The sequence below is a fragment of the Brevundimonas aurantiaca genome (assembly GCF_904830995.1).
In the GTDB taxonomy this organism is placed as follows: Bacteria; Pseudomonadota; Alphaproteobacteria; order Caulobacterales; family Caulobacteraceae; genus Brevundimonas; species Brevundimonas aurantiaca.
The window spans coordinates 2,165,118-2,185,932 of sequence record NZ_CAJGVD010000001.1 but is presented as its reverse complement, the minus strand read 5'-3'; the positions used below and the strand labels follow the sequence as shown (position 1 = coordinate 2,185,932).

Below are 20,815 nucleotides of genomic sequence, written 5' to 3'. Positions count from 1 at the left end.
TGAAACAGGAAGTCACCCATGTCCTGCGGCCTTGCTCTCACGATCGCCCTGACCCTGTCCAATCCCGCCGTGGCCCTGGCGGCCGATCAGCCCCCTGCGGCCGCCGGCGCCCCCGTGTCCGTGGCGGCCGAGCCCCTGTTCGCCGATATCGTGGCCCGGTCCGGGAGGCTGAAGGCGATGGTCGACGGCTGGGCGGCGTCAAAGGCTGCGGACGAGGCCGGCTTCTTCACCAGCCAGGCCTTCGCCGGCTTCAAGGCCCAGGCCGAACAGCTGGCGGCCCTGGACATGCAGGGCCATCTGATCCTGAAGGAACGCGGCACGGACGGGGACCTGAAATGCATCCTGCGCGGCATTTCCGAGGACATGCCGAAAAAGGTTGAGGCGGTTCAGGCCGCCGCCCCCCCCGCCGCCCGCGCCGAAGCCCTGTCGGACCTGTCCTATCTGCTGAACGACAATGTCGAAGTGATCACCGCCCCGCCTCAGCCTGAGGTCTAGCGAGCGAAACCCCGACCTCTGCGGGTTGCGGGTTGCGGGGGTGACGGTGCGGGTGCAGGCTGGGGGAAACCGTTTCCGGAGTCCCCATGGCTGGTCTTGCGCCCCTGATCGCCGTTGCCGCATCAATGGCCGCGTCAATGGTCGAATCCGCGACCGTTCCGCTCGGCGCGGTGCGCGGGGCCGAGCCGGTCGCCCTGGCGCAGCGGATACTGCCGCCGGAGACGGCGGCGCGGATCGAGGGCGGCTTCGTCCGGCGACAGTGGCTTCCGGGTCAGAGCTATTTCATTCGCTTCGACGAGCGCCCGAGCGTCCATTCGGACGGCCTGTGCCGCCGCACCTCCCACGTCGCCTCGGCCGGGGCGCCGCGCGTGGGCGAGGAGGAGGCGGCCGACGACACGCCGCTGGCGCTGACGCCTTTTCAGACCGTCGTCTTTTACGCCCCGACCTATCCGAACCTCGCCTCTGATGCGGGGTGTCTGTCAGAGGGCGGCTGGATCGGCGCCCCGGAGCGCGAGCTTGAACCGACCCTGCGAATGCTCGACCGGCTGACGCGGGCGATGGCGCGGGCCGCCGGCCCCGACGAACTGGGGTTCGCCCTGTCGTGTCGTTCGGACAAGCCGGAAGATTGCGCTGATCCGCGACGCGCCCTGGCCGACCTGCCGCTGGATCGGCTGCTGGGCGTTCGGCTGAAGAACACCGTCTATCAGGAAGAGCCGACCGAGGGCCGGGTGCGGGTTCGAAAGATGCAGCCGGTCGTCGACGACCGCTGGCCCGAGGCCGAGGTCCATTTCGACAGCACGCCTCCGGACGGCCAGTCGTGGATCGTGGTGCTGAAGGGCATCGACCGCCTGGAGGCGGTCGAGATCCGGAGGACGCTGGTCATCCGCCACTGAGCCGCCGCATCCGACGCTCGCCGCGTCTTCACCGTCCCGTCAGCGCTTCGACCACCACACCCTCGGTCAACAACTGCGGCAGGATGCGGGGTTCGCCGCCGGCGGCGGGATAGAACAGATACAGGGGCACGCCCGAGCGGCCGTGACGCTCCAGTTCACGGCTGATGGCGTCGTCGCGGCGGGTCCAGTCGCCGACCAGATAGAGGGCGTTCGACGCCTTCAGGGCCTCGGCGACGCGGGGCGAGGACAGGGCGGCGCGCTCGTTGATCTTGCAGGTGACGCACCAGTCGGCGGTGAAGTTCACCAGGACCGGGCGGCCGGCCGCCTGGGCGGCGCGGATGGCCTCGGCCGACCAGGGGGCGGCTGTGAGGGAACCGGTCTCGGCCGCCGCCGCAGAAGGCGGCCGGGTGGCGGCCAGAGCGGCGAAACCGACGGCGAGGAGCAGGGCCAGGGCGGCGGCGACGGCGCTGACCAGGGCGGTCCCGCCCTGGGCCCGGCGCGCCTGGTTCACGCCGGACAGCCACAGGCCGAAGGCCAGCGTCAGGCCCGCAGCGAGGACCAGGGCCAGGGCGTCGGGCCCCGTCTGGCGCGAAAAGACCCAGACCAGCCATAGGGCCGCGCCGTACATGGGGAAGGCCAGCAGGGCCTTCAGCCGCTCCATCCACGGCCCCGGCCGGGGGAAGCGTCGCAACAGGCCGGGCGACAGGCTGATCGCCACATAGGGCAGGCCCAGGCCCAGGCCCAGCATCAGGAAGATCGCCAGGGCCGCGGGCCAGGGCGCCAGGAGGGCTGCGCCCAGGGCGGCGGCCATGAAGGGGGCGGTGCAGGGGGCGGCGACGACCACGGCCAGCACCCCGGTGAAGAAGGCCCCCACGCCGCCGGGCAGCCGCGACAGGGGACCGGCGCCGGCCCCCTGCAGCCCCGCCCCGACATGGAAGACGCCCGACAGGTTCAGGCCGACGCCCAGCATCAGCAGGGCCAGGCCCGCGATCACCGCCGGCGACTGAAGCTGGAAGCCCCAGCCTATGGCCTCGCCGCCCGCGCGCAGGATCAGCAGGGCGCCCGCCAGAACCAGGAAGCTGGACAGGACCCCGGCCAGGAACAGCAGGCCGTCGCGCCGGGCCTCGCCGGCCTGATGGGCCGAGGCGGCCAGGGCGGCGGCCTTCATCGCCAGTATGGGGAAGACGCAGGGCATCAGGTTCAGGATCAGTCCGCCGACTAAGGCGAACAGGATCGACTGCAGGATCAGGCCCGCGCCGGTCCCTTCGGCGGGGGGGACGACCTCGCCGCTGAGGGCCGCGCCGCCGGCCGTTCCGGGCAGGGGGGGACCGGGCCGGGCCGTGATCTCCCAGGCGCCGGCGTCGGTGGCCAGGACGCCGGACACCGGCCGGGTCAGTCCCTGGGCCTTCAGACCGGCGCCGGGAGTCAGGGTCAGGCTCAGCCCCCGGGGGCCGGCCTGGCCCGACTGGGCCGCCGCATGGTCGATCACGCTGCTGTCGTAGGGATAGAAATAGGCCTGGGTCACGCCCGGCTTTCCAGCCATGATCTCCGCCAGCGGTCCGCCCGCCGCCGACAGGGTCAGGACGCCGTTCTCGAGCGCGGCGCGGGCCTCGATCCCGGCGGGGCGGGGCGCGGCCTCGAGCACGGCCTGGAGCGCCCGGCCGTGATCCGGGTCCAGCGGCGGCGCGCCCTCGCGGATCGGCAGGTCCAGCCTCAGGCTCATCTGCACCGGCACGCACATCTGGTCGCTGCACACCAGGAACAGGGCGTCGGCGACCAGGGGCAGGGTGGTCCCGGGTCGGGCCGAGGCGGGGATCTCGATCGGCACGGGCAGATAGACCTCGTCCGAATAGCCGTAGTTGACCAGGCTCATCAGCCGCTGGCGGGTCGGCAGGGGCCAGACGATCTCGCCGGCCTCGACCCCCGGCGGAAGGCGCCAGTTCAGGGTGGTGGGGCCCCCGGAATCGCCGGGGTTGCGCCAATAGGTGTGCCACCCCTCGGCGATCTGCTGTCGCACCGCCACCACGGCGGTGGAGCCCGGCGCCGCCCAGCGCGTCAGAGGAATGAGTTCCGCCCGGATGTTCTGCGCGCCCTGAGCGCCCGTCTCGACGGGGGCTTGGCTTCGGACCTGGGCCAGGGCCGGACCGGCCAGGCCCAGCAGCAGGCCGAGGTTCAAGACCAGCAGCAGGCGCATGGCGACCTGGAAGCCGTCGCGGGGCCGGCCGGCCTTGAACAGGATGGAGAAAAGAAGGCGCATGATCGGCCTTTTAGGCCGGGAGACCGCCGCTGTCAGGGCGCCTTTGCGGTATCAGCGGGGACGGGCGTCGATCACCACCTCGGTGCGTCGGCGCAGGGGCTCGGCTGCGCCTCCGGCGGTGATCGCCCCGGCGTCCCCCGCGGCTGCGACATCGAAGACGGGGGCGGGCAGGCCGGCGGTGTTCAAGGCCTGGGCCACGGACCGCGCCCTCTGTTGAGAGAGGCTGAGGTTGGCCGCAGACCCGCCCGTGGCGTCCGCGAGGCCCAGCACCTGGACCCGCCGAACGTCGCAGGTCTTCAGCACATTCGCCGCCGCCGTGATCGCCTGATCGGCCGCAGGCGTAAGCCGAGCCTCGCCTTCACGGAAATAGATGTCGAACCGCACCGGCGCGCACGGAGATTCCCCCGTCACGATTGCGTCTCGCGAAGGCGCGGTGGCGCAGGCCGACACGGCCGCAGCCAAACCCAATGCCGAAATCGTCAGATATCTCATACCGTCCCCCTCGGTTGTGCGTCTGCAGACGCAAAAAGGGCGGCCCGTCGCCGACGAGCCGCCCGGTTGAACGGACGCGAACCGTCTCACGTCCGTTCAGAAACCCAGAGGCTCAATAGCGCCGTTGGCCATTGTCCCAGTAGCATTCGTCCTGGCGGTTGTCGTAGCAGTAGTAGTAGCGACCTTGGCTGTCGCGATAACGCTGCTGGTTGTTGCGGTCCGCCTGAGAGCCGCGCACCGCGCCGGCCGCACCGCCCAGGGCGCCGCCGATCAGGGCGCCGGTGGCCGCATTGCCGCCGCCGACATTGTTGCCGATGACCGCGCCCGCCACGGCGCCGAGGCCCGCGCCGATGGCGCCCTGGCGCACCGTCTGGTTGGTGCCGCCGTAAGGATCGCTGGCGCAGGCCGAAGCCAGAAGACCGGCGCCGGCTATGGCGATGATGGCCTTGTTCATGGTGAATTCCTTTATCCTGGGTTCGCCCCGAATACGAGAACGCTGGACTCCCGCACCGGTTCCCTTGTCTATCACTGTTCCGCTGAAGCGGCTAAAATCGCCGCACGGCAGTCAAGCTTATGGGGGCAGGACGATGCGATTTTCCACACTCACGCGGGCTTCGACCGGCGCCGAGGGACCGATCTGGTCGCGGCCTCGCAAACGCAAACGCAGAGTCTCGGCGGCGTCCCTGGTCAACACCCTTCTGGTTCTGCTGGCCCTGATCGGCGCCCTGACGCTGGTTCTGTCGATCAGGGCGGGTTCAGTCGAGACCGCCGGCCGGACCATGGACGGATGGATCGCGACCGCCTGGGCCCACGGGCAGGCCTTGATCGACCGAACGCCCAGCCCCAGCCGCTGAAGCGTCAAAGCGACGTCCGCACCACACTGAGGGGAACGGCTCGGCTTGGCAGGCGTTCGGCCCGACATGACCGACATCCTGAGCTCTGAGCCCGACACAGGGGCGGGCGGGCAGCGCCCGGACGCGGGCCGCGTCCTGACGCCTCATGCGTCGCTGAAGCGGTTGGTCATTCTGGTGAATCCGCTGTCAGGCGGCGTCGGACCGCGCGCCGTCGCAGAGGTCGAGGCGATCCTGGCCGACTATGAGGTGGAGAGCCAGGTCGTGCTGTTGCAAGGCGGCGGCTTCGACCAGGCCATCGCCGACGCCTTCGCCGCAACGCCCGACGTCATCTTCGTTCTTGCCGGGGACGGCACGGCCCGTTCGGTGGCGGCCAAGGCCAGGCCGGACGGTCCGATGATCGCCCCCCTGCCCGGCGGCACCATGAACATGTTGCCCAAGGCGCTTTACGGCACCGGCGATTGGAAGGCGGCCTTGCGCCACGCCCTGGAGGAGGGCGAGCCCCAGACGGTGTCCGGCGGCGAGGTCGGCGGGGAATATTTCTACTGCGCGGCCATCCTGGGGTCGCCGGCCCTGTGGGCCCCGGCGCGGGAGGCGATGCGGACCGGAAAGCTGAGACTGGCCTGGGCCTATGCTCGACGGGCGCTGAAGCGAGCCTTTTCCGGCCGATTGAGGTTCAGCCTGGACGGCGGCGGCCGTCGCCGCGCCGAAGCCCTGGTGTTGATCAGTCCGATGATCTCCAAGGCGATGGAGGAGCCGACGGGGCTGGAGGCGGCGGCGCTGGATCCGTCGGACGCCACCCAGGCCTTCCGTCTGGCGGCGACGGCCCTGTTCAGCGACTGGCGCCATGATCCCGCGGTCTCGACCCGCCCCGCCAAGCGGATCGACGTCCGCGCCCGGTCCAAGATTCCCGCCGTGATCGACGGCGAACCCCTTCTTCTGAGCCCCGAGGCGACGGTGCGGTTCATTCCCAAGGCGTTTCGCGCCCTGGCGCCCAAACCCCCCGCCGCCGAGGACAGTCTGTAATGGGGCGTATTCTCCAGTTTTCCGATGTTCATTTCGGATGTGAGCACAAGGGGGCGGTCGCCGCCGCCCTGGAATACGCCCACGCCACGCCCAACGACCTGGTCCTGATCACAGGCGACATCACCCAGAAGGGCTATCCCAAGGAGTTCGCGGCGGCGGGTCGCTGGATGCGCGCCATGCCCGAGCCGCGCTTCGTCATCGTCGGCAACCACGACGTCCCCTACTGGGACGCGGTCGCAAGGCTGTTCCATCCCTGGAAAGCGTTCGAGACGGCGACCGGGTTTCCGGCCCACGACGGCCAGTTCTGCAATGAGACCGTCATGGTGCGCGGCGTCGTCACGGCGCGCGGCTGGCAAGCTCGGCCCAACTGGTCAAAGGGGGTCATCGATCTGGACCAGACCCGGCGCGCGGCCGAGGCCCTGCGGCAGGCGCCGATCGGGGCGCTGCGCATCCTCGCCTGTCACCATCCGCTGATCGAGATGATCGGGGCGCCGATGACCGGTGAGGTCAAGCGCGGGGACGAGGCGGCGCTGATCTTCGCCGAGGCGGGCGTGGATCTGATCATGACGGGCCATGTCCATGTGCCCTTCGCCCTGGCGATCGACCTGGCGGATCGCTGTTCCTATGCGGTGGGTTGCGGAACCTTGTCGCATCGGGAGCGGGGATCGCCGCCCGGCTTCAATCAGGTGGAGTGGGACGCCAAGACCATCACGGTCACCGCCCTGGCCTGGGACGGCGCGGCCTACAGGCCGCATCAGGTGTGGAGGCTTCCGCGTCGCCAAGACACCCGCCGCGCGGCGACGGCGCCCGATCCGAACGCGCCGGGCATGCTGGAAAAGGCGGCGGTCTGACGCCGCCTTTCCATCTCGGCCACGGCCCATAAGGACCTCGGCATGAAGAAAGGGCCGGAACTCGCGTTCCGGCCCTTTCCGTTTTGAAGCTCGACGCCCTTTACAATCGAGGCGCGCCGCGTCCGCGAAGTCCGCCGGCCACAAGGGCGATGACGAACAGGATGATGGCGATCACGGCGATGAATTTGGCGATCTCGAACGAGAAGTTCGCGATGCCGCCGAAGCCGAGAACGGCTGCGATCAAAGCCACGACCAGGAAGATAATTGCCCAGCGAATCATGGGTTTAGCTCTCCTGCGTTGATGTTTCCGACGGCGGCCTCGCAGCCGTTCGTCCGTCGGTGGATCAACGTTCCCGGTCGCGGGGCGTTCCGCCCGCGACAGAGAAAGGAAAGACTATCGCCGGCGGCGTCGGCCGTAGCCGCGATGCTCCATCTTGCGGTCCGCCACCATGCCGGCCACGATCGCGGCCAGGGCGGGATTGCGCAGCAGCAGGAAGGCGGCCCCCAGTCCGCCGACCACCCCGATGACGGGGCGCTCGCGCACCATATGCAGGATCTTGCCGGCCAGACCCTCCGGCTCGTCCTCCTCGTCCTCATCGCCCCCGTCGGCGCGCTTCAGGAAGACGAGGGCGACGATCAGGGCCGTCAAGGCGAACAGGCCGAAGGTGATGGCGGCCGCGCCCAAGGGCGTGGTCATCAATTGGAGGGCGTAGAACACAGCGACGCCCAGGAAGATGACGGCCAGGAAGACGCTGGCGGCGACCACGGCGGTCGCCACGGCGCGCTTGAGGATGCCCTTGAACATCAGCGGCGGCGACCGGCCAGCAGCATGCCCAGCACCAGACCGACGCCCAGGGCGATGGCCGTGGACTGGAGTGGACGCTCCTGCACCCGTTCGACGACATAGCGCTGGGCTTCGTCCAGGCGCTCGGCGGCGTCGTCGTAATATTCGCGGCCCCGAACGCGGGCGGCGTCGTAATAGGTGCGGGCCTGTTCGCGCACTTCCTCGCTCTTGGCGCGCAGGCGGGCCTCGGCCTCCTCGGCCTTTTCGCGCAGGCGCTGGGTTTCTTCGCGAGCGCCGGCCTTCAGATCCTCCTTCAGGGTCTTCAGATCGGCCTTGATGTCTTCTCGAGCCTTGGTGGTGGCCATGATGCGCGCTCCAGTTTCAAGCTTGGCATTAGAATAGGGAACCCCGTCTGCCAACGCCACACCCCTGTCGAGGTTCCGTCGTCGCCAATGTCGGTGAAGGCCTCGTCACCTCCGTCCCGGCGCCCTAGATTGGCGCCATGACCGCCTTTCTGTTCGAGCCCCGACCCCAGCCCAGCCTGCCGATCATCGGCGATGCGCGACGGTTTCCCGTGCGGCGGATTCTGTGCGTGGGCCAGAACTACGCCGCCCATGCGCGAGAAATGGGGTCGGATCCGGAGAAGCAGACGCCCTTCTTCTTTTCGAAGCCGGCCGACGCCGTGGTGACCGACAGCGCCGATCCGGCCTACCCGTCCGCGACGGCCCAGCTGCACTATGAGGCCGAGCTGGTGGCGGCCATCGGCGAAGGCGGGCGGATCGTCGGCTGGGCCGCCGGGTGCGATCTGACCCGACGCGATCTGCAGGCCCAGGCCAAGGCGGCCGGTCGCCCCTGGGACGCCGCCAAGGGGTTTGATCAGTCGGCGCCCTGCGGCGCCATAACCCTTGGCGCCCTGCCGAACCCGGACGGGTCCATCGTCCTGACCGTCAATGGCGAAACCCGCCAATCCAGCGTCCTCAGCGACATGATCCTGAACCCGGACCAGATCGTCGCGGCGGCGGGCGGGCTCTGGACGCTTCAGCCGGGCGACCTGATCTTCACCGGAACCCCGTCCGGCGTCGGGCCGATCGTGCGCGGCGACAAGGTGGCGGTCGCCATCGAGGGTCTGGCGCCCCTGAGCTTCGAGATCGTCTGATGATCCTGCACGGCTATTGGCGGTCCGGCGCCAGCTATCGGGTCCGCATCGGCCTGGGGCTGAAGGGACTGGCTTATCAGACTGCGGCCCTTGATCTGCGCAAGGGCGAACAGAAGGCCCCCGCCTTTCTGGCGATCAATCCCCAGGGCATGACCCCCGCCTTGCAGCAGGGGGAGACGGTCCTGACCCAAAGCCCGGCGATCCTGGAATGGCTGGAGGAGACCCATCCCGAGCCGCCCCTGTTGCCGAAGGACGCCCAGGACCGCGCCCAGGTCCGGGCCATGGCGGCCCTGATCGGCTGCGACATCCATCCGCTGAACAATCTTCGCGTCCTGACCGCCCTGCGTCAGGAGTTCGGCGCCGATCAGGCGACGGTCGACGCCTGGGCGGGGCGCTGGATTACGCCGGGCTTCGACGCCCTGGAGGTCCTGGTCGCGCGCCACGGTGCGGGTTGGAGTTTCGGCGATCGTCCCGGACTGGCGGACTGCTATCTGATTCCACAGCTCTATTCGGCGCGGCGGTTCAATCTGGCCCTGACGCCCTGGCCGCGCCTTCTGGCGGTCGAGGCCGCCGCCCAGGCCCATCCGGCCTTTCAGGCGGCCCACCCGGACCGGCAGCCCGACGCCGACGGCTGAGCGCGCCCGACCCATATCGGCGGTCGATGAGTAAGACTCGCGTAAGGTCTTGATCAACCTCCCTTAAGCTTTGGGGGGCATGATCGGGGGGTGACGCAGTCCCCACCCTCTCCCTCGGCGCCGTCGCCGGTCGATCGCCTGGCCTTGGCCGTGGTGACCGAGCCCGAGCGCGCCGCCAAGCCCCTCATGGCCGCCCCGTCGGGCGCCCGCGAGGACGCGATGCGTTTCCTGTTGCAGACGGGAGCGGACGCGGGGGTCAAGGTGATCGCGACCAAGCCGACGGGCGACGGCGAACGGCTGTTGGGCCAGGCCTGGCCCTTCCCCTCCCCCTTCCGCGTCACGGTTCGCACCGTCGGCCTGGGCGAAGGACTGGATCGGGTTGAGGCGCGGGCGCGCCGCTCCTTGGAACGTCTGGGCCTGCCGCGGGGCGAGGCCCTGCTGGTCAACAATCCCGCCGACCTGGCCGGCGCCGAGGGGCGGGCCCTTTGGGACCGGCTGCAGGCCTTGAAGGCCCGCGGCCTGTTTCGCAGCATCGGCTTTTGCGCCACGGTCGAGGATGGGCCGGTCCTGCTGGCGCGACGCCTGGAGGCCGATGTGGTTCAGGTGGCCTGCAATCTTCTGGATCAGCGCGCGGCGGCCGAGGGAATTCTGGATGAGATCAAGGCCTTGGGGGCCCAGGTCCACCTGTCTTCGGTCTTCGCCGGCGGCCTGTTGTTCGCCCCCGGCGACGATCTTCCGGCCCATTTGACCGGATATGATCAGGCCCTGTCGCGCATCCGACGGCGCCTGGCGGAACGCCGCTGCGATCCGATGCAGGCCGCCCTGGCCTACGCCTTTTCTCTGGAGGCGGTGGACCGGGTGGTGGCCAGCGTGGCCTCCGCCGCCGAGCTGCGCGCCATATTGGCGGCCGCCCATGCGCCGGGCCCCGACCTGGACTGGTCGGAGCTGGCGCTGGAGGCGCCGGCGGCCTTCGCCGCCGACGCCCGCAACCTGATCAGTAGCGCAGCCTGATCCCGACATAGGCCGACCGGCCGGGCTCTCCATAGCCGAACACCTGCTGATAGTGTTCGTCGCCCAGGTTCTCGATCCGCGCCGTCAGGGCGACCTTGTCCGTCAAGGCGTAGGCCGCGTTCAGATTGGCGGTGACGAAACCCTTGCGGACCACGGTCGAGAAGCCGCCGGAATCGTCCTGATCGCCTTCCGCCCGCACGGTCAGGGCGCCCGACAGTCGATCCCCCGTCCAGCCCAGGGTCGCCGAACCGGCGTGTTCGGGCACGCGGAGCAGTCGGGCGCCCGTGGTGCGGTCCGCAGCGTCGGTCCAGGCGTAGGCCAAGGTCAGGTCGAAACCGGCGCCGAGGCGCGCGCGGCCTTCCAGCTCGAGCCCGTCCGACCGCGTCTTGGCGACGTTGACGTAGCGGCCGGCGGAATAGGTGATTTGGTCCTCGACGTTCAGCCGATACAGGGTCGCGCGTCCCTCGAACCGACCGCCGGCGGAGGCCCAGCCCAGGGCGATCTCGACGCTGTCGGCCGTCTCCGGCTTCAGCGCGGGCCACGGCTGGGGCGCGAAACAATAGTCGCACACCGCCTGGCTGACGGTCGGGGCCTTGAAGCCTGTGCCATAGGCGCCCGACAGGATGAAGCCGCCGGCCAGATCATAGGCCGCCGAAATCCGCCCCGTGGTCTTTGAGCCGAAATCGTCCGTGTCGTCGTACCGCAATCCGCCGCTCAGGTTCAGCGGGCCGGCGTCATACCGGGCCACGCCGAACACCGAGGTTATCGACAGGTCGCGCGACAGACCTGACGACAGGGCCGCCGAGGCCTCGTTGCGTTCGACGCCGAAGGCGTAGTCCACGCCTTGCGCCTGACCGTCCGCCTGCCAGCGGTAGGCCTGACGGTCGCCGCTGAAGGTCGAGCCGAAGCCGTCGCTGTAGGAGGTGCGCTCCAGATCGGACGCCGAGATGCTGAACTGATGATCAAGACCGAAAGCCTGGGCCGTCACCCGACCGAAGCCCGACCACTGTTCGCTGTCCTGGGCGTCGTCGGTGTCGGCCAGCACATAGTCAGGCGCGGGGAAGCCGTCGATGTCGGCGTGGCTGTCGTTCCAGCGCGCCGCGCCTTCGACCTTGACGGCGTCGGACAGGACATAGCGGCCCTTGGCGCCCAGGGTCGTGCTGCGAAAGCCGTCGGTCTCGGGATTGCCGTCCGCCTTGTCCGCCGCCGAAATCCCGTCGGTCTGGAAGCGCGAGACATAGGCGCTGAAGGCGTAGGTCTCATTGGCGACGCCGGCCGACAGACGACCGCGCGCCGTGTCGAAGCTGCCCGCCTCGGCCTCGGCGCGAACGCCGTCGATTTCGCGCGTGGGGAAGGAAACCCCCCCGCCGATAGCGTCCGATCCCCACAGGGACGACTGCGGACCGCTGAGCACCTCGATCCGGTCGATGTCGGCCAGTTCGAAGCTGGAGAAGTCATAGGCGCCGTTCGGTTCGGCCGCATCATTGACCGGCGCGCCGTCCACCAGCACCAGGGTCTTGCCCGGCGTCGCGCCGCGCATGCGGACCTGGGCGATCCCGCCGAAGGCCCCTGTTCGCGTCACCGACAGGCCAGGCACGTCGGACAGGATGTCGGCGGCGAAGACGGCGCCGCGTTGCTCAATGATCCTGGAATCGATGACCCGGGCGCCGGGCGTCTCGGCGACGATGGCGGGAAGGCGGGTGGCGGTGACCACGACCTCGTCCAGCTGGGTCGCCTCATCGGCGAAAGCGGGTGCGGCGATGACGGCGGCTATGGCCGCCGTCGATGAAAGAATGGAGCGCTTCATTGTGAGCGATGTCCCCGTATCGGCCCGGCGAATGCGCGCGCAGGGTCGTGACCAGCGAGCCGATCCGCCCGGCCGCGAGGCCGGGACGACGCAAGATCGGGTCGCTTCCACGGAGAAACCGCGCCTCTGTCTGGTCCCGGACAGGAGCGAGCGACGTCGGCGGCCAGGTCTCCTGGCTTGCGGGTCATAAACCGCCGTCCTCGCCTTCCCAGTCACCCAGTGGCGCCGAGGTCGAGACCCCGGACGGACGACGCTCTCGCCGCCTACAGTTGCGGGCACAGCCACGGTGTCTCACCGTGTTCCCTTAACCGCCTGATCCGGCCTATCGCAGGGGCGACAAGCCTGTGCAAGAGCCGGTCAACGGGCTTGAGCGCCAGGACGCGATCCGTCACCCTGTCGCAACATGAACGCCCCTGTCTCTCACCCGCCTGACATCGCCGCCGCTCTGGAGGGCGCCACGCCCTTCATGGCCCAGTATCTGACGGCCAAGGCCGGTCAGCCGGACGCCATCCTGTTCTTCCGCATGGGCGACTTCTACGAGCTGTTCTTCAAGGACGCCGAGGTGGCGGCGGCGGCTCTGGGCATCACCCTGACCAAGCGGGGCAAGCACCAGGGCGAGGACATCCCCATGGCCGGGGTGCCGGTCCACGCCATGGAGGGCTATCTGGCCCGGCTGATCCGCCTGGGCCACAAGGTGGCCATCTGCGAACAGCTGGAAGACCCGGCCGAGGCCAAGAAGCGCGGCGGCAAGGCCGTGGTCCAGCGCGGCGTGGTGCGGGTGGTGACGCCCGGCACCCTGACCGAGGACAGTCTGCTGGATGCGCGCGGCGCCAACCGGCTGGCCGCCGCAGCGATGCGCAAGGGTCGCGCGGCCGTGGCGGTGGTCGAACTGTCTTCCGGCGCGGTGGACAGCGTCGCCTGTGCGCTGGAGGATCTCGGGGCGACCCTGGCCGCCTTCCGCCCGTCCGAGGTCCTGGTCACTGACCGCATCTATTCCGACCCGACGACGCGGGACGCCCTGGACGGGTCCGGCGGCGTGGTTCAGGCCCTGGCCTCGGCCATCGCCGAGCCCCAGGCGGCGCGGACGCGGGTCGAGCGGCTGTACGGGGTTGCGGCCCTGGACGGGTTCGGCGCCTTCGAGGAGGCCGAGGTCTCGGCGCTCGGCCTGATCGCCGCCTATCTGGAGACGACCCAGGCCGGCAAGGTTCCGGCCCTGGCCCCGCCCCGCCGTCTGGGCGAGAGCGGGTTTCTGGCCATCGACCCGGCGACCCGGGCCAGTCTGGAGATCGACCGGACGCAGAGGGGCGAACGCGAAGGCTCGCTCTTGGCCTGTATCGACCGCACCGTCACCTCGGGCGGGGCCCGGGCCCTGGCGGAACGGATCGCCCGGCCGCTGCGCGACCCCCTGGCGATCAATGAACAGCTCGATGCGGTCGAATGGCTGCTGGAGCGGCGCGATCTGCGGCGCGCCCTTCGCGACGGTCTGAAGGCCTCGGCCGATGTGGCGCGGGCGGTCGGACGGCTGGCCCTGGGGCGCGGCGGTCCGCGCGATCTGGCCGCCGTGCGCGTCGGCCTGTCCGTCGCCGAGGGGATCGCGGGCCTGTTCATCGGCCAGGTGGACCCGCTCACCGGCCGGCCGCGCCGCATCGCCCTGGCCCTGGACCGACTGAACCTGTCGCCCGAGGTGTCGCGGCTGAAGGCCGATCTGATCGACGGCCTGGTGGACGAACCGTCCCATCTGGCCCGCGACGGCGGTTTCGTGCGCCCCGACTATCGGCCTGAACTGGACGCCGCCCGCACCCTGCGCGACGACAGCCGCCGGGTGGTGGCCGATCTGGAGGCGCGGGCGGTCGCCGAGTCCGGCGTGCCCTTCAAGGTCAAGCACAACGCCGTCCTGGGCTATTTCCTGGAAACCTCGGCCAAGGCGGCGGAGGGTCTGTTGCGGGCCGGGCCGGACAGTCCCTTCATCCACCGTCAGACCCTGGCCAGCCAGGTACGGTTCACCACGGTCGAACTGTCGGAGCTGGACGCCCGGATCAGCCAGGCCGGTCACCGCGCCCTGGCCATCGAGGCCGAGACCTTCGAGGGCTGGCGGCGCGAGGTCGCCCGCCTGGCCCAGCCGCTGCAGGCGGTCGCGGAGGCTCTGGCCGAGCTGGACGCCCATGCGGCCCTGGCGGAATGGGCCCAGGAGGCCGGGGCGACTCGGCCGGTGGTGGACGACAGTCTGGTCTTCTCGGTCGAGGCCGGGCGGCATCCGGTGGTCGAGGCGGCGGTCAAGGCGGCCGGCGATCCCTATACGCCCAACAACGCCCGGCTGGACGGGTCTGGATCGGACTGCGCCCGGCTGGCTATCGTCACCGGGCCGAACATGGCCGGTAAGTCGACCTTCCTGCGCCAGAACGCGCTTTTGGTGATCCTGGCCCAGGCCGGGGCCTTCGTGCCGGCGCGGGCGATGCGTCTGGGCGTGGTGGACCGGCTGTTCAGCCGCGTCGGCGCCGGCGACGACCTGGCGCGCGGCCGCTCCACCTTCATGATGGAGATGGTCGAGACCGCCGCCATCCTGACCCAGGCCACGCCGCGCAGCTTCGTGGTTCTGGACGAGATCGGCCGGGGCACGGCGACCTATGACGGCCTGGCGATCGCCTGGGCCACGGCCGAGGCCCTGCACGACGTCAACCGCGCCCGCACCCTGTTCGCCACCCACTATCACGAGCTGGCCCAGCTGGAGACGCGGCTGGACCACGTCTGCAACCTGTCCATGACGGCCAAGGAATGGAACGGCGACCTGGTCTTTCTGCACGAGGCGGCGCCGGGCGCGGCGGACCGGTCCTACGGCGTTCAGGTGGCCAAGCTGGCCGGGGCGCCGGCCGCGGTGGTCGCGCGGGCCAAGGCGGTGCTGGAGCGGCTGGAAGGGGAGAAGGCGGCAGCGGCCCGCCTGGACGATCTGCCGCTGTTCGCCGTGGCCGAACCGGAGCCGCCGCGCGCGCCTTCCAAGCTGGAGGCGGCCTTGCAGGCGGTGGACCCCGACGCCCTGACGCCGCGCGAGGCTCTGGAGACGCTCTACAGGTTGAAGAGCCTGGCTGATTGAGAAGGTCGGCCCTTGCCAGGGATAGAAATCCAGACCCTGTTCGGTAACAGTCGTGGTCCGCCAGACCGAATCGCTGAGGATCGGCCATGAAGCCCAGCGCGCTTTCCCTTTCCGGCAAGACGGCCTTGATGGTCATTACGGCCCTCGGCGTCCTGACCCTGGTGCTGACGGCCGTCGCTGCGGTCCTGCTGACCCGCGACGCTGAGGCCCAGGCCGCCGAGCGTCAGGAGGCCAATATGCGGGTCGCCTGGGACGTGCTGGCCGATTACGGCGACGGCTTCACGGCGCGCGACGGCAGGCTGTATGTCGGATCGACGCCGATGAACGACTTCGTCGAGCCGGTGGACCGGATCAAGACCCTGGTCGGGGGTACGGCCACCGTCTTTCTGAACGATCTGCGCGTGACCACCAATGTGGTCAAGGACGACGGCTCGCGCGCCGTCGGCACTCGGTTGAAGCCCGGTCCCGTCTATGATGCGGTGCTGAAGGCGGGCCGACCCTATCGAGGCCAGGCCGACATTCTGGGCAAGCCTTATTTCGTCGCCTACGACCCGATCAAGACCAGGGCCGGCCAGACCATCGGCGTGCTGTATGTCGGCATTCCCAAGGCGGACTTCATGGCCTCGGTGAACCAGGTGATGATCGCCCTGTTCGTGTGCGGCTTGGCCGCCGCCCTGCTGGGGGTAGGGCTGTGTCTGATCGTTTCCCGCCGGATGTTTTCGCCTCTCAAGGCCCTGTGCGAGCGGATGGAGGCCCTGCGCCAGGGCCGAACCGACTTCGACACGCCCTGGGCCATGCGTGAAGACGACATCGGCCAGATGGCCCGCGCCGTCGCCGCCTTCCGCGACGCTGCGGTGCGCCAGAAGGCTGCGGAAGCCGAGACCGAGGCCATGCGTGAGGCCGCCCGTGTGACGCAAGAGGCGGGAGAAGCGGAACGGGACCGTCTGGCCGAGGAAAACGCCCTGGTGGCGGAGGCGCTCGGACAAGGTCTGGCGGCCCTGGCGCGCGGAGATCTGAGCCATCGGATCACCGCAGACTTCGCCGAGCGCAGCCGCAAGCTGAAGGACGACTATAACGCCGCCGTGGACACGCTGGCGGCGACCATGGCCGACATCGTAGACCTGGTTGAGGCGATGCGGGCTGCAACATCGGAGGTGACGACCGCGACCGACGACCTGTCGCGCCGCACCGAAAGACAGGCCGCCGCCCTGGAACAGACCGCCGCCGCTCTGGACCAGATCACGGTCACGGTGCGCAAGACTGCGCAAGGCGCCCGGTCCGCCGCCGACATCACCGCCGAGGCCCGAAGCGGCGCCGCGACGCGCGAACAGATCATCGCCGAGACCACAGCCGCCATGGGCGAGATCGAGGCGACCTCGGGCCGGATCGGGGAAATCATCGGCGTGATCGACGAGATCGCCTTCCAGACCAACCTTCTGGCGCTTAACGCCGGGGTCGAGGCGGCGCGGGCGGGCGAGGCCGGTCGCGGTTTCGCGGTGGTGGCTTCAGAGGTTCGCGCCCTGGCCCAGAGGTCGGCCGAGGCCGCGCGCGAGATCAAGGGCCTGATCGCCGCCTCCAGCGCCAGCGTCGGCGAAGGCGCCCGACTGGTGTCCCAGACCGGTGCGGCCCTGACCGCCCTGATCGGCCAGGTGGCCGAAATCAACCAGCTGGCCGGCGAGATCGCCGCCTCGGCCAAGGCGCAGGCCGAGGGGCTGGCCGAGGTCAATACGGCCGTCAACCAGATGGACCAAACCACCCAGCAGAACGCCGCCATGGTCCAACAGACCACCGCCGCCAACCAGGCGCTCAGCCAGGATGCGGAACGGCTGGCCGAACTGGTGTCGCGCTTCCGTCTGGGCGACGGGGCGCCATACGGCGACGCTCAGGACGAACGGACGGTCTGGGCCGCCTGAGCGGGATCGAACAGGCGCAAATGAAAGGCCCGCCCGGAGCCTCCGGGCGGGCCTCGTCGCATCGACTGAGAGGTCGATCGGAGCCGGATCAGGCCTGCATCATCCAGCCTTCGACGTCCATGGCCGCCTGACGGACGGCTTCCGAACGGGTGGGGTGGGCGTGGCAGGTGCGGGCGATGTCTTCCGAGGCGCCGCCGAAGCTCATGGTGACGGCGGCTTCGTGGATCATTTCGCCGGCCTGGGGGCCCATGATGTGGACGCCCAGAACCTTGTCGGTGGCGGCGTCGGCCAGAACCTTAACGAAGCCGTCGGTCTCGTGGTTGATCTTGGCGCGGCTGTTGGCGGTGAAGGGGAATTTGCCCTTCTTGTAGGCGACGCCTGCGGCCTTCAGCTGATCCTCGGTCTGACCGACCCAGGCGACTTCGGGGAAGGTGTAGACCACGCTGGGCACCAGGGCGTAGTCGACGTGGCCGTATTTGCCGGCGATGGTGTCGATCACGGCGACGGCGTCTTCCTCGGCCTTGTGCGCCAGCATCGGGCCATGGGTCACGTCGCCGATCACCCAGACGCCGTCGGCGACCTTGAAGTGATCATGGTCGATGAAGCCGCGCTTGTCCGGCGTGACGCCGATGGTCTCCAGACCCAGGCCGTCCGTATAGGGCCGGCGGCCGATGGCGACCAGGACGACGTCGCCCTTCAGGGTTTCGGCGGCGCCGCCGGCCGAGGGCTCGACCGTCAGCTCGACCCCGTCCTTGCCCGACTTGGCGGCCGTGACCTTGGCGCCCAGTTTGAACGCCATGCCCTGTTTGGTCAGGGTGCGCTGGAAGGCGGTGGCGACCTCGGTGTCCATGCCGGGGGTGATGCGGTCCAGGAACTCGACCACCGTCACCTCGGCGCCCAGGCGGCGCCAGACCGAACCCAGCTCCAGGCCGATGATGCCGGCGCCGACCACAATCAGCTTCTTGGGCACGGCCGGCAGGGACAGGGCGCCGGTGGAATCGATCACCTTGCCCGCTTCAAAGGCGACGCCCGGCAGCGGAGTGGGCTCCGAGCCGGTGGCGATCACGATGTTCTTGGCCTCCAGCGTCTGGACCGAGCCGTCGGCGGCGGTCACCTCGACCTTGCCCTTTCCGACGATCTTGCCCTTGCCCTTGATCCAGTCGGCCTTGTTCTTCTTGAACAGGAACTCGATCCCCTTGGTCAGGGCGGTGACGCTGTCGTCCTTGGACTTGTGCATCTGGCTCAGGTTCAGCTTGGGCTGGACCTCAATGCCGATCTTGGCGAACTCGCTGTTGGCGGCGTCCCACATTTCCGAGGCGTGCAGCAGGGCCTTGGACGGCATGCAGCCGACGTTCAGGCAGGTGCCCCCCAGGGTGGCGCGCATCTCGACGCAGGCGACCCTCAGGCCCAGCTGGCCGGCGCGGATGGCGGCGTTATAGCCGCCGGGCCCCCCGCCGATGATGACGACGTCGTAGGGAGCGGGGGCTTCGGCCATGATATCCTCTGGTCTTCTGGCGCGCGGGAAAAGCGCGCGGACACTAGCGCCGACCCCGCACGGGTCAACCGCCGCGCATCATATGGGGCGCGGAATCGACCTTTGCAGGGGGTCAGACGACCGGCTCGGCCCTGGTCTGCGCCAGCGGCGACGGCTCGGGCGGGTCGCCGGCGGCGCCTTCAGGCGTCAAATCCAGCGGCAGGGTGATGGCCGCCTCCGCTCCCTCGCCCGGGGCGCTCTCCACGGTCAGGGCGCCGGACGCCTGTCGGGCGAAGGCGAAGGCCTGGGACAGACCCAGCCCCGCCGCGTCGCTTCGGGTGGTGAAAAAGGGCTCGGGCGCGCGACGCAGGGTGTCCGAATCCATGCCGGGCCCGGAGTCGCGCACGCTCAGCCGCAGGTCGCCGTCCGAGGCGATCGCCAGACGAACGGCGACCGATCCGGCGCCGTTCGAGGCCTCGACCGCATTTCGGGTCAAGGCGATGACCGCCGCCTCGAATGCGACGGGATCGACCCGCGCCGGCGCCGGCTGGTTCGGGGTCTCGATCATCAGATCGACGCCCGGTCCGGCGATCTGGCGCAGCCGGCCCTCCAGCCCCGCCAACAGCACGCCCAGATCCAGGCGCCGCAGCAGGGTGCGGTCCTCGTCCTGAGAGAAGGCGCTCAGCCGGCGGGTCATCTGTTCGCCGCGTCGCCCCGCCGTCAGGGCCGCCTGGCCCAGCCGGCGGACGCGGTCAGGATCGTCGGAGTGGCGCAACAGCATGTCCAGGGCGGAGGTCATGACGTTCAGCAGGGCGGCGAAATCCTGCGTCACCCCGCCCGCCAGACGCCCGACATTGGCCATGCGGCGTTCGGCCTCCAAGGCCTCACGCAGATCGCGCTCCGCCTTTTCCGCCTGGGCCAGCGCCTTTTCATGGGCGAGCGCCTGGGCCTCCTGACGGCGGGAGAATTCGGCCTGGGCGGCGGTAAGGGCGGCGGCGACCGCGTCGGAGGCGGCCGCATCGTCGTCCGCCTCGGCGAGGGCGGGCGCAGCCGGGGCCGTATCCTGGGCCTCGGATACGGACGAGCCGGCCAGAAGGATCGCATCCGCAGCCTCCGCCTCGTCGGTCAGAGGCAGGAGGGTCCAGCGGATCGCCGCGCCGTCGGCGTCGATCGTCTCTATCGGAGGGGTGTCCTCGCTCGGAGCGGTCAGAACGGCTCTGAGGGTCTGGCGAGCCTCGACCCGGCGGTCGGGCGGCAGGAACAGGTCGGCGAAATCGGCCCCCGCCACGCCCTCGCTGCGGCCCAGCATGACCAGGGCGGCGCGGTTGGCCTGGCGGATCGCGCCGTCGGGCCCGACCACCACCAGGGCGCTGGAGGCGGCGTCGAAGACGCGGTCGGACAGGCTCGGTCCCGCCGGGCGCGCGGAGGGCGCGGCCGGGGGCGCCGGCGGAGGCGTCATCGGTTCGATCGCCGGGGTGGTCAGGACGTCCGTCTCGACAATGGCGGCGATCGAGCCCGTGATCTGGCCGTGCTCGTTCTCGATCGGCATGGCCGTCACCGAAACCAGCATCTTCTTGCGGGTCGCCGCATTGACCATCAGGTGCTGAAAGCCGCGCACCGTCTGGCCCCGCAGAGCCCGTGCGCTGGGAAGGAGGTCGGGCGGCACGGTCTTGCCGTCCGGAAAGGTGATGCCCCAGGTGGCGGAGTGGAACCGCAGCCCCAGGAGTTCGGCGTCGCGACGGCCCAGCAACTGATGCGCGGCGCGGTTGGCGAAGACGAACTTGCCCGTCTGGTCCGTCTCGACCATGGCGACGGGAACGGCGTTCAGGGTTTCGAACAGGCGGCGATCCGAGGACTCCGCCACCTTCTGAACGATGTCCAGCTGATCCGTCGCGCTGGCGTGGCGCACCCGGTTGGCGATGGCGAACCAGATGGCGATGACCGCCGCGACATTGCCGAAGCCCGCCAGGAGTCCAAGCACCAGGGTCCAGTTGACCTCGCCTTCGAGGAACATCAGTCGATCCGTCTCAATTTGGGGCTCACATCCCCCGCATCGGCGTCCCCGTGCAAAAGGCGAACCGG

General features: G+C 69.9%; 19 protein-coding genes and 1 riboswitch. Of the genes, 10 read left to right on the top strand and 9 right to left on the bottom strand.

What is annotated here, in order from left to right; translation table 11 throughout:
- Positions 1–18 precede the first annotated feature (18 nt).
- Positions 19–495 (top strand): hypothetical protein, encoded by a 477-nt coding sequence (locus JMT67_RS10740; RefSeq protein ID WP_201463449.1) that lies wholly within the window; start codon positions 19–21, stop codon positions 493–495.
- A gap of 137 nt (positions 496–632) precedes the next feature.
- Positions 633–1,388, top strand: coding sequence for a hypothetical protein (locus tag JMT67_RS10735; protein ID WP_201463448.1), 756 nt, complete (start codon positions 633–635; stop codon positions 1,386–1,388).
- Positions 1,389–1,416: 28 nt separating this feature from the next.
- Here the strand turns inward: JMT67_RS10735 and JMT67_RS10730 are convergent, their stop codons facing one another.
- The 3 genes from JMT67_RS10730 to JMT67_RS10720 all read right to left on the bottom strand — a co-directional run bounded on the left by JMT67_RS10730 (position 1,417) and on the right by JMT67_RS10720 (position 4,591).
- Positions 1,417–3,582, bottom strand: coding sequence for a protein-disulfide reductase DsbD family protein (locus JMT67_RS10730; RefSeq protein ID WP_201464040.1), 2,166 nt, complete (start codon positions 3,580–3,582; stop codon positions 1,417–1,419).
- 114 nt (positions 3,583–3,696) lie between these two features.
- The gene (locus JMT67_RS10725; protein ID WP_191554761.1) at positions 3,697–4,137 is read right to left on the bottom strand and encodes an OmpA family protein; all 441 of its coding nucleotides are present in this window, start codon (positions 4,135–4,137) and stop codon (positions 3,697–3,699) included.
- Between the two features lie 112 nt (positions 4,138–4,249).
- Complete coding sequence (locus tag JMT67_RS10720) at positions 4,250–4,591, bottom strand: YMGG-like glycine zipper-containing protein (protein WP_054764362.1); 342 nt, start codon at positions 4,589–4,591, stop codon at positions 4,250–4,252.
- 133 nt (positions 4,592–4,724) lie between these two features.
- Between JMT67_RS10720 and JMT67_RS10715 the strand changes: the two genes are divergently transcribed.
- From JMT67_RS10715 to JMT67_RS10705, 3 genes are all read left to right on the top strand, one after another.
- Entirely contained in the window at positions 4,725–4,991 is a 267-nt protein-coding gene (locus JMT67_RS10715; RefSeq protein ID WP_183216454.1) for a hypothetical protein, read from the top strand.
- A gap of 66 nt (positions 4,992–5,057) precedes the next feature.
- Positions 5,058–6,014: a diacylglycerol/lipid kinase family protein gene (locus JMT67_RS10710; protein ID WP_201463447.1), complete on the top strand. Its 957-nt coding sequence runs from the start codon at positions 5,058–5,060 to the stop codon at positions 6,012–6,014.
- Positions 6,014–6,865 carry a metallophosphoesterase family protein gene (locus JMT67_RS10705; protein ID WP_054764360.1) on the top strand — a complete coding sequence of 284 codons (852 nt, stop codon included), beginning with the start codon at positions 6,014–6,016 and terminating at the stop codon, positions 6,863–6,865. Before JMT67_RS10710 ends, JMT67_RS10705 begins: the two co-directional genes overlap by 1 nt.
- A gap of 100 nt (positions 6,866–6,965) precedes the next feature.
- Here the strand turns inward: JMT67_RS10705 and JMT67_RS10700 are convergent, their stop codons facing one another.
- From JMT67_RS10700 to JMT67_RS10690, 3 genes are all read right to left on the bottom strand, one after another.
- On the bottom strand, positions 6,966–7,145 hold the full coding sequence (locus tag JMT67_RS10700) for a DUF1328 domain-containing protein (RefSeq protein WP_008262305.1): 180 nt from the start codon (positions 7,143–7,145) through the stop codon (positions 6,966–6,968).
- Between the two features lie 114 nt (positions 7,146–7,259).
- Positions 7,260–7,670, bottom strand: coding sequence for a hypothetical protein (locus JMT67_RS10695; protein ID WP_201463446.1), 411 nt, complete (start codon positions 7,668–7,670; stop codon positions 7,260–7,262).
- On the bottom strand, positions 7,670–8,014 hold the full coding sequence (locus JMT67_RS10690) for a DUF883 family protein (RefSeq protein WP_054764358.1): 345 nt from the start codon (positions 8,012–8,014) through the stop codon (positions 7,670–7,672). Before JMT67_RS10690 ends, JMT67_RS10695 begins: the two co-directional genes overlap by 1 nt.
- A 137-nt stretch (positions 8,015–8,151) precedes the next feature.
- Here JMT67_RS10690 and JMT67_RS10685 point away from each other — a divergent pair, with 137 nt between their 5' ends.
- The 3 genes from JMT67_RS10685 to JMT67_RS10675 all read left to right on the top strand — a co-directional run bounded on the left by JMT67_RS10685 (position 8,152) and on the right by JMT67_RS10675 (position 10,451).
- On the top strand, positions 8,152–8,805 hold the full coding sequence (locus tag JMT67_RS10685) for a fumarylacetoacetate hydrolase family protein (RefSeq protein WP_152949214.1): 654 nt from the start codon (positions 8,152–8,154) through the stop codon (positions 8,803–8,805).
- Positions 8,805–9,440 carry a maleylacetoacetate isomerase gene (gene maiA, locus JMT67_RS10680; protein WP_054764356.1) on the top strand — a complete coding sequence of 212 codons (636 nt, stop codon included), beginning with the start codon at positions 8,805–8,807 and terminating at the stop codon, positions 9,438–9,440. Before JMT67_RS10685 ends, maiA begins: the two co-directional genes overlap by 1 nt.
- A gap of 90 nt (positions 9,441–9,530) precedes the next feature.
- Positions 9,531–10,451 carry an aldo/keto reductase gene (locus JMT67_RS10675; RefSeq protein ID WP_054764355.1) on the top strand — a complete coding sequence of 307 codons (921 nt, stop codon included), beginning with the start codon at positions 9,531–9,533 and terminating at the stop codon, positions 10,449–10,451.
- Here JMT67_RS10675 and JMT67_RS10670 read toward each other — a convergent pair.
- Complete coding sequence (locus tag JMT67_RS10670) at positions 10,435–12,258, bottom strand: TonB-dependent receptor plug domain-containing protein (RefSeq protein WP_201463445.1); 1,824 nt, start codon at positions 12,256–12,258, stop codon at positions 10,435–10,437. The genes JMT67_RS10675 and JMT67_RS10670 overlap by 17 nt on opposite strands.
- A 165-nt stretch (positions 12,259–12,423) precedes the next feature.
- Positions 12,424–12,563: riboswitch (cobalamin riboswitch) on the bottom strand.
- Positions 12,564–12,661: 98 nt separating this feature from the next.
- On the opposite strand from JMT67_RS10670, the gene mutS reads away from it, so the two are divergent.
- Positions 12,662–15,346, top strand: a complete 2,685-nt coding sequence (gene mutS, locus JMT67_RS10665) for a DNA mismatch repair protein MutS (RefSeq protein ID WP_201463444.1) — start codon at positions 12,662–12,664, stop codon at positions 15,344–15,346.
- Between the two features lie 86 nt (positions 15,347–15,432).
- Positions 15,433–17,259: a methyl-accepting chemotaxis protein gene (locus tag JMT67_RS10660; protein ID WP_201463443.1), complete on the top strand. Its 1,827-nt coding sequence runs from the start codon at positions 15,433–15,435 to the stop codon at positions 17,257–17,259.
- 88 nt (positions 17,260–17,347) lie between these two features.
- Here JMT67_RS10660 and lpdA read toward each other — a convergent pair whose 3' ends face one another.
- Both lpdA and JMT67_RS10650 read right to left on the bottom strand, forming a co-directional pair.
- Positions 17,348–18,754 (bottom strand): dihydrolipoyl dehydrogenase, encoded by a 1,407-nt coding sequence (gene lpdA / locus JMT67_RS10655; RefSeq protein WP_201463442.1) that lies wholly within the window; start codon positions 18,752–18,754, stop codon positions 17,348–17,350.
- A gap of 112 nt (positions 18,755–18,866) precedes the next feature.
- Positions 18,867–20,747: a PAS domain-containing sensor histidine kinase gene (locus tag JMT67_RS10650; RefSeq protein ID WP_201463441.1), complete on the bottom strand. Its 1,881-nt coding sequence runs from the start codon at positions 20,745–20,747 to the stop codon at positions 18,867–18,869.
- Positions 20,748–20,815: the final 68 nt, after the last annotated feature.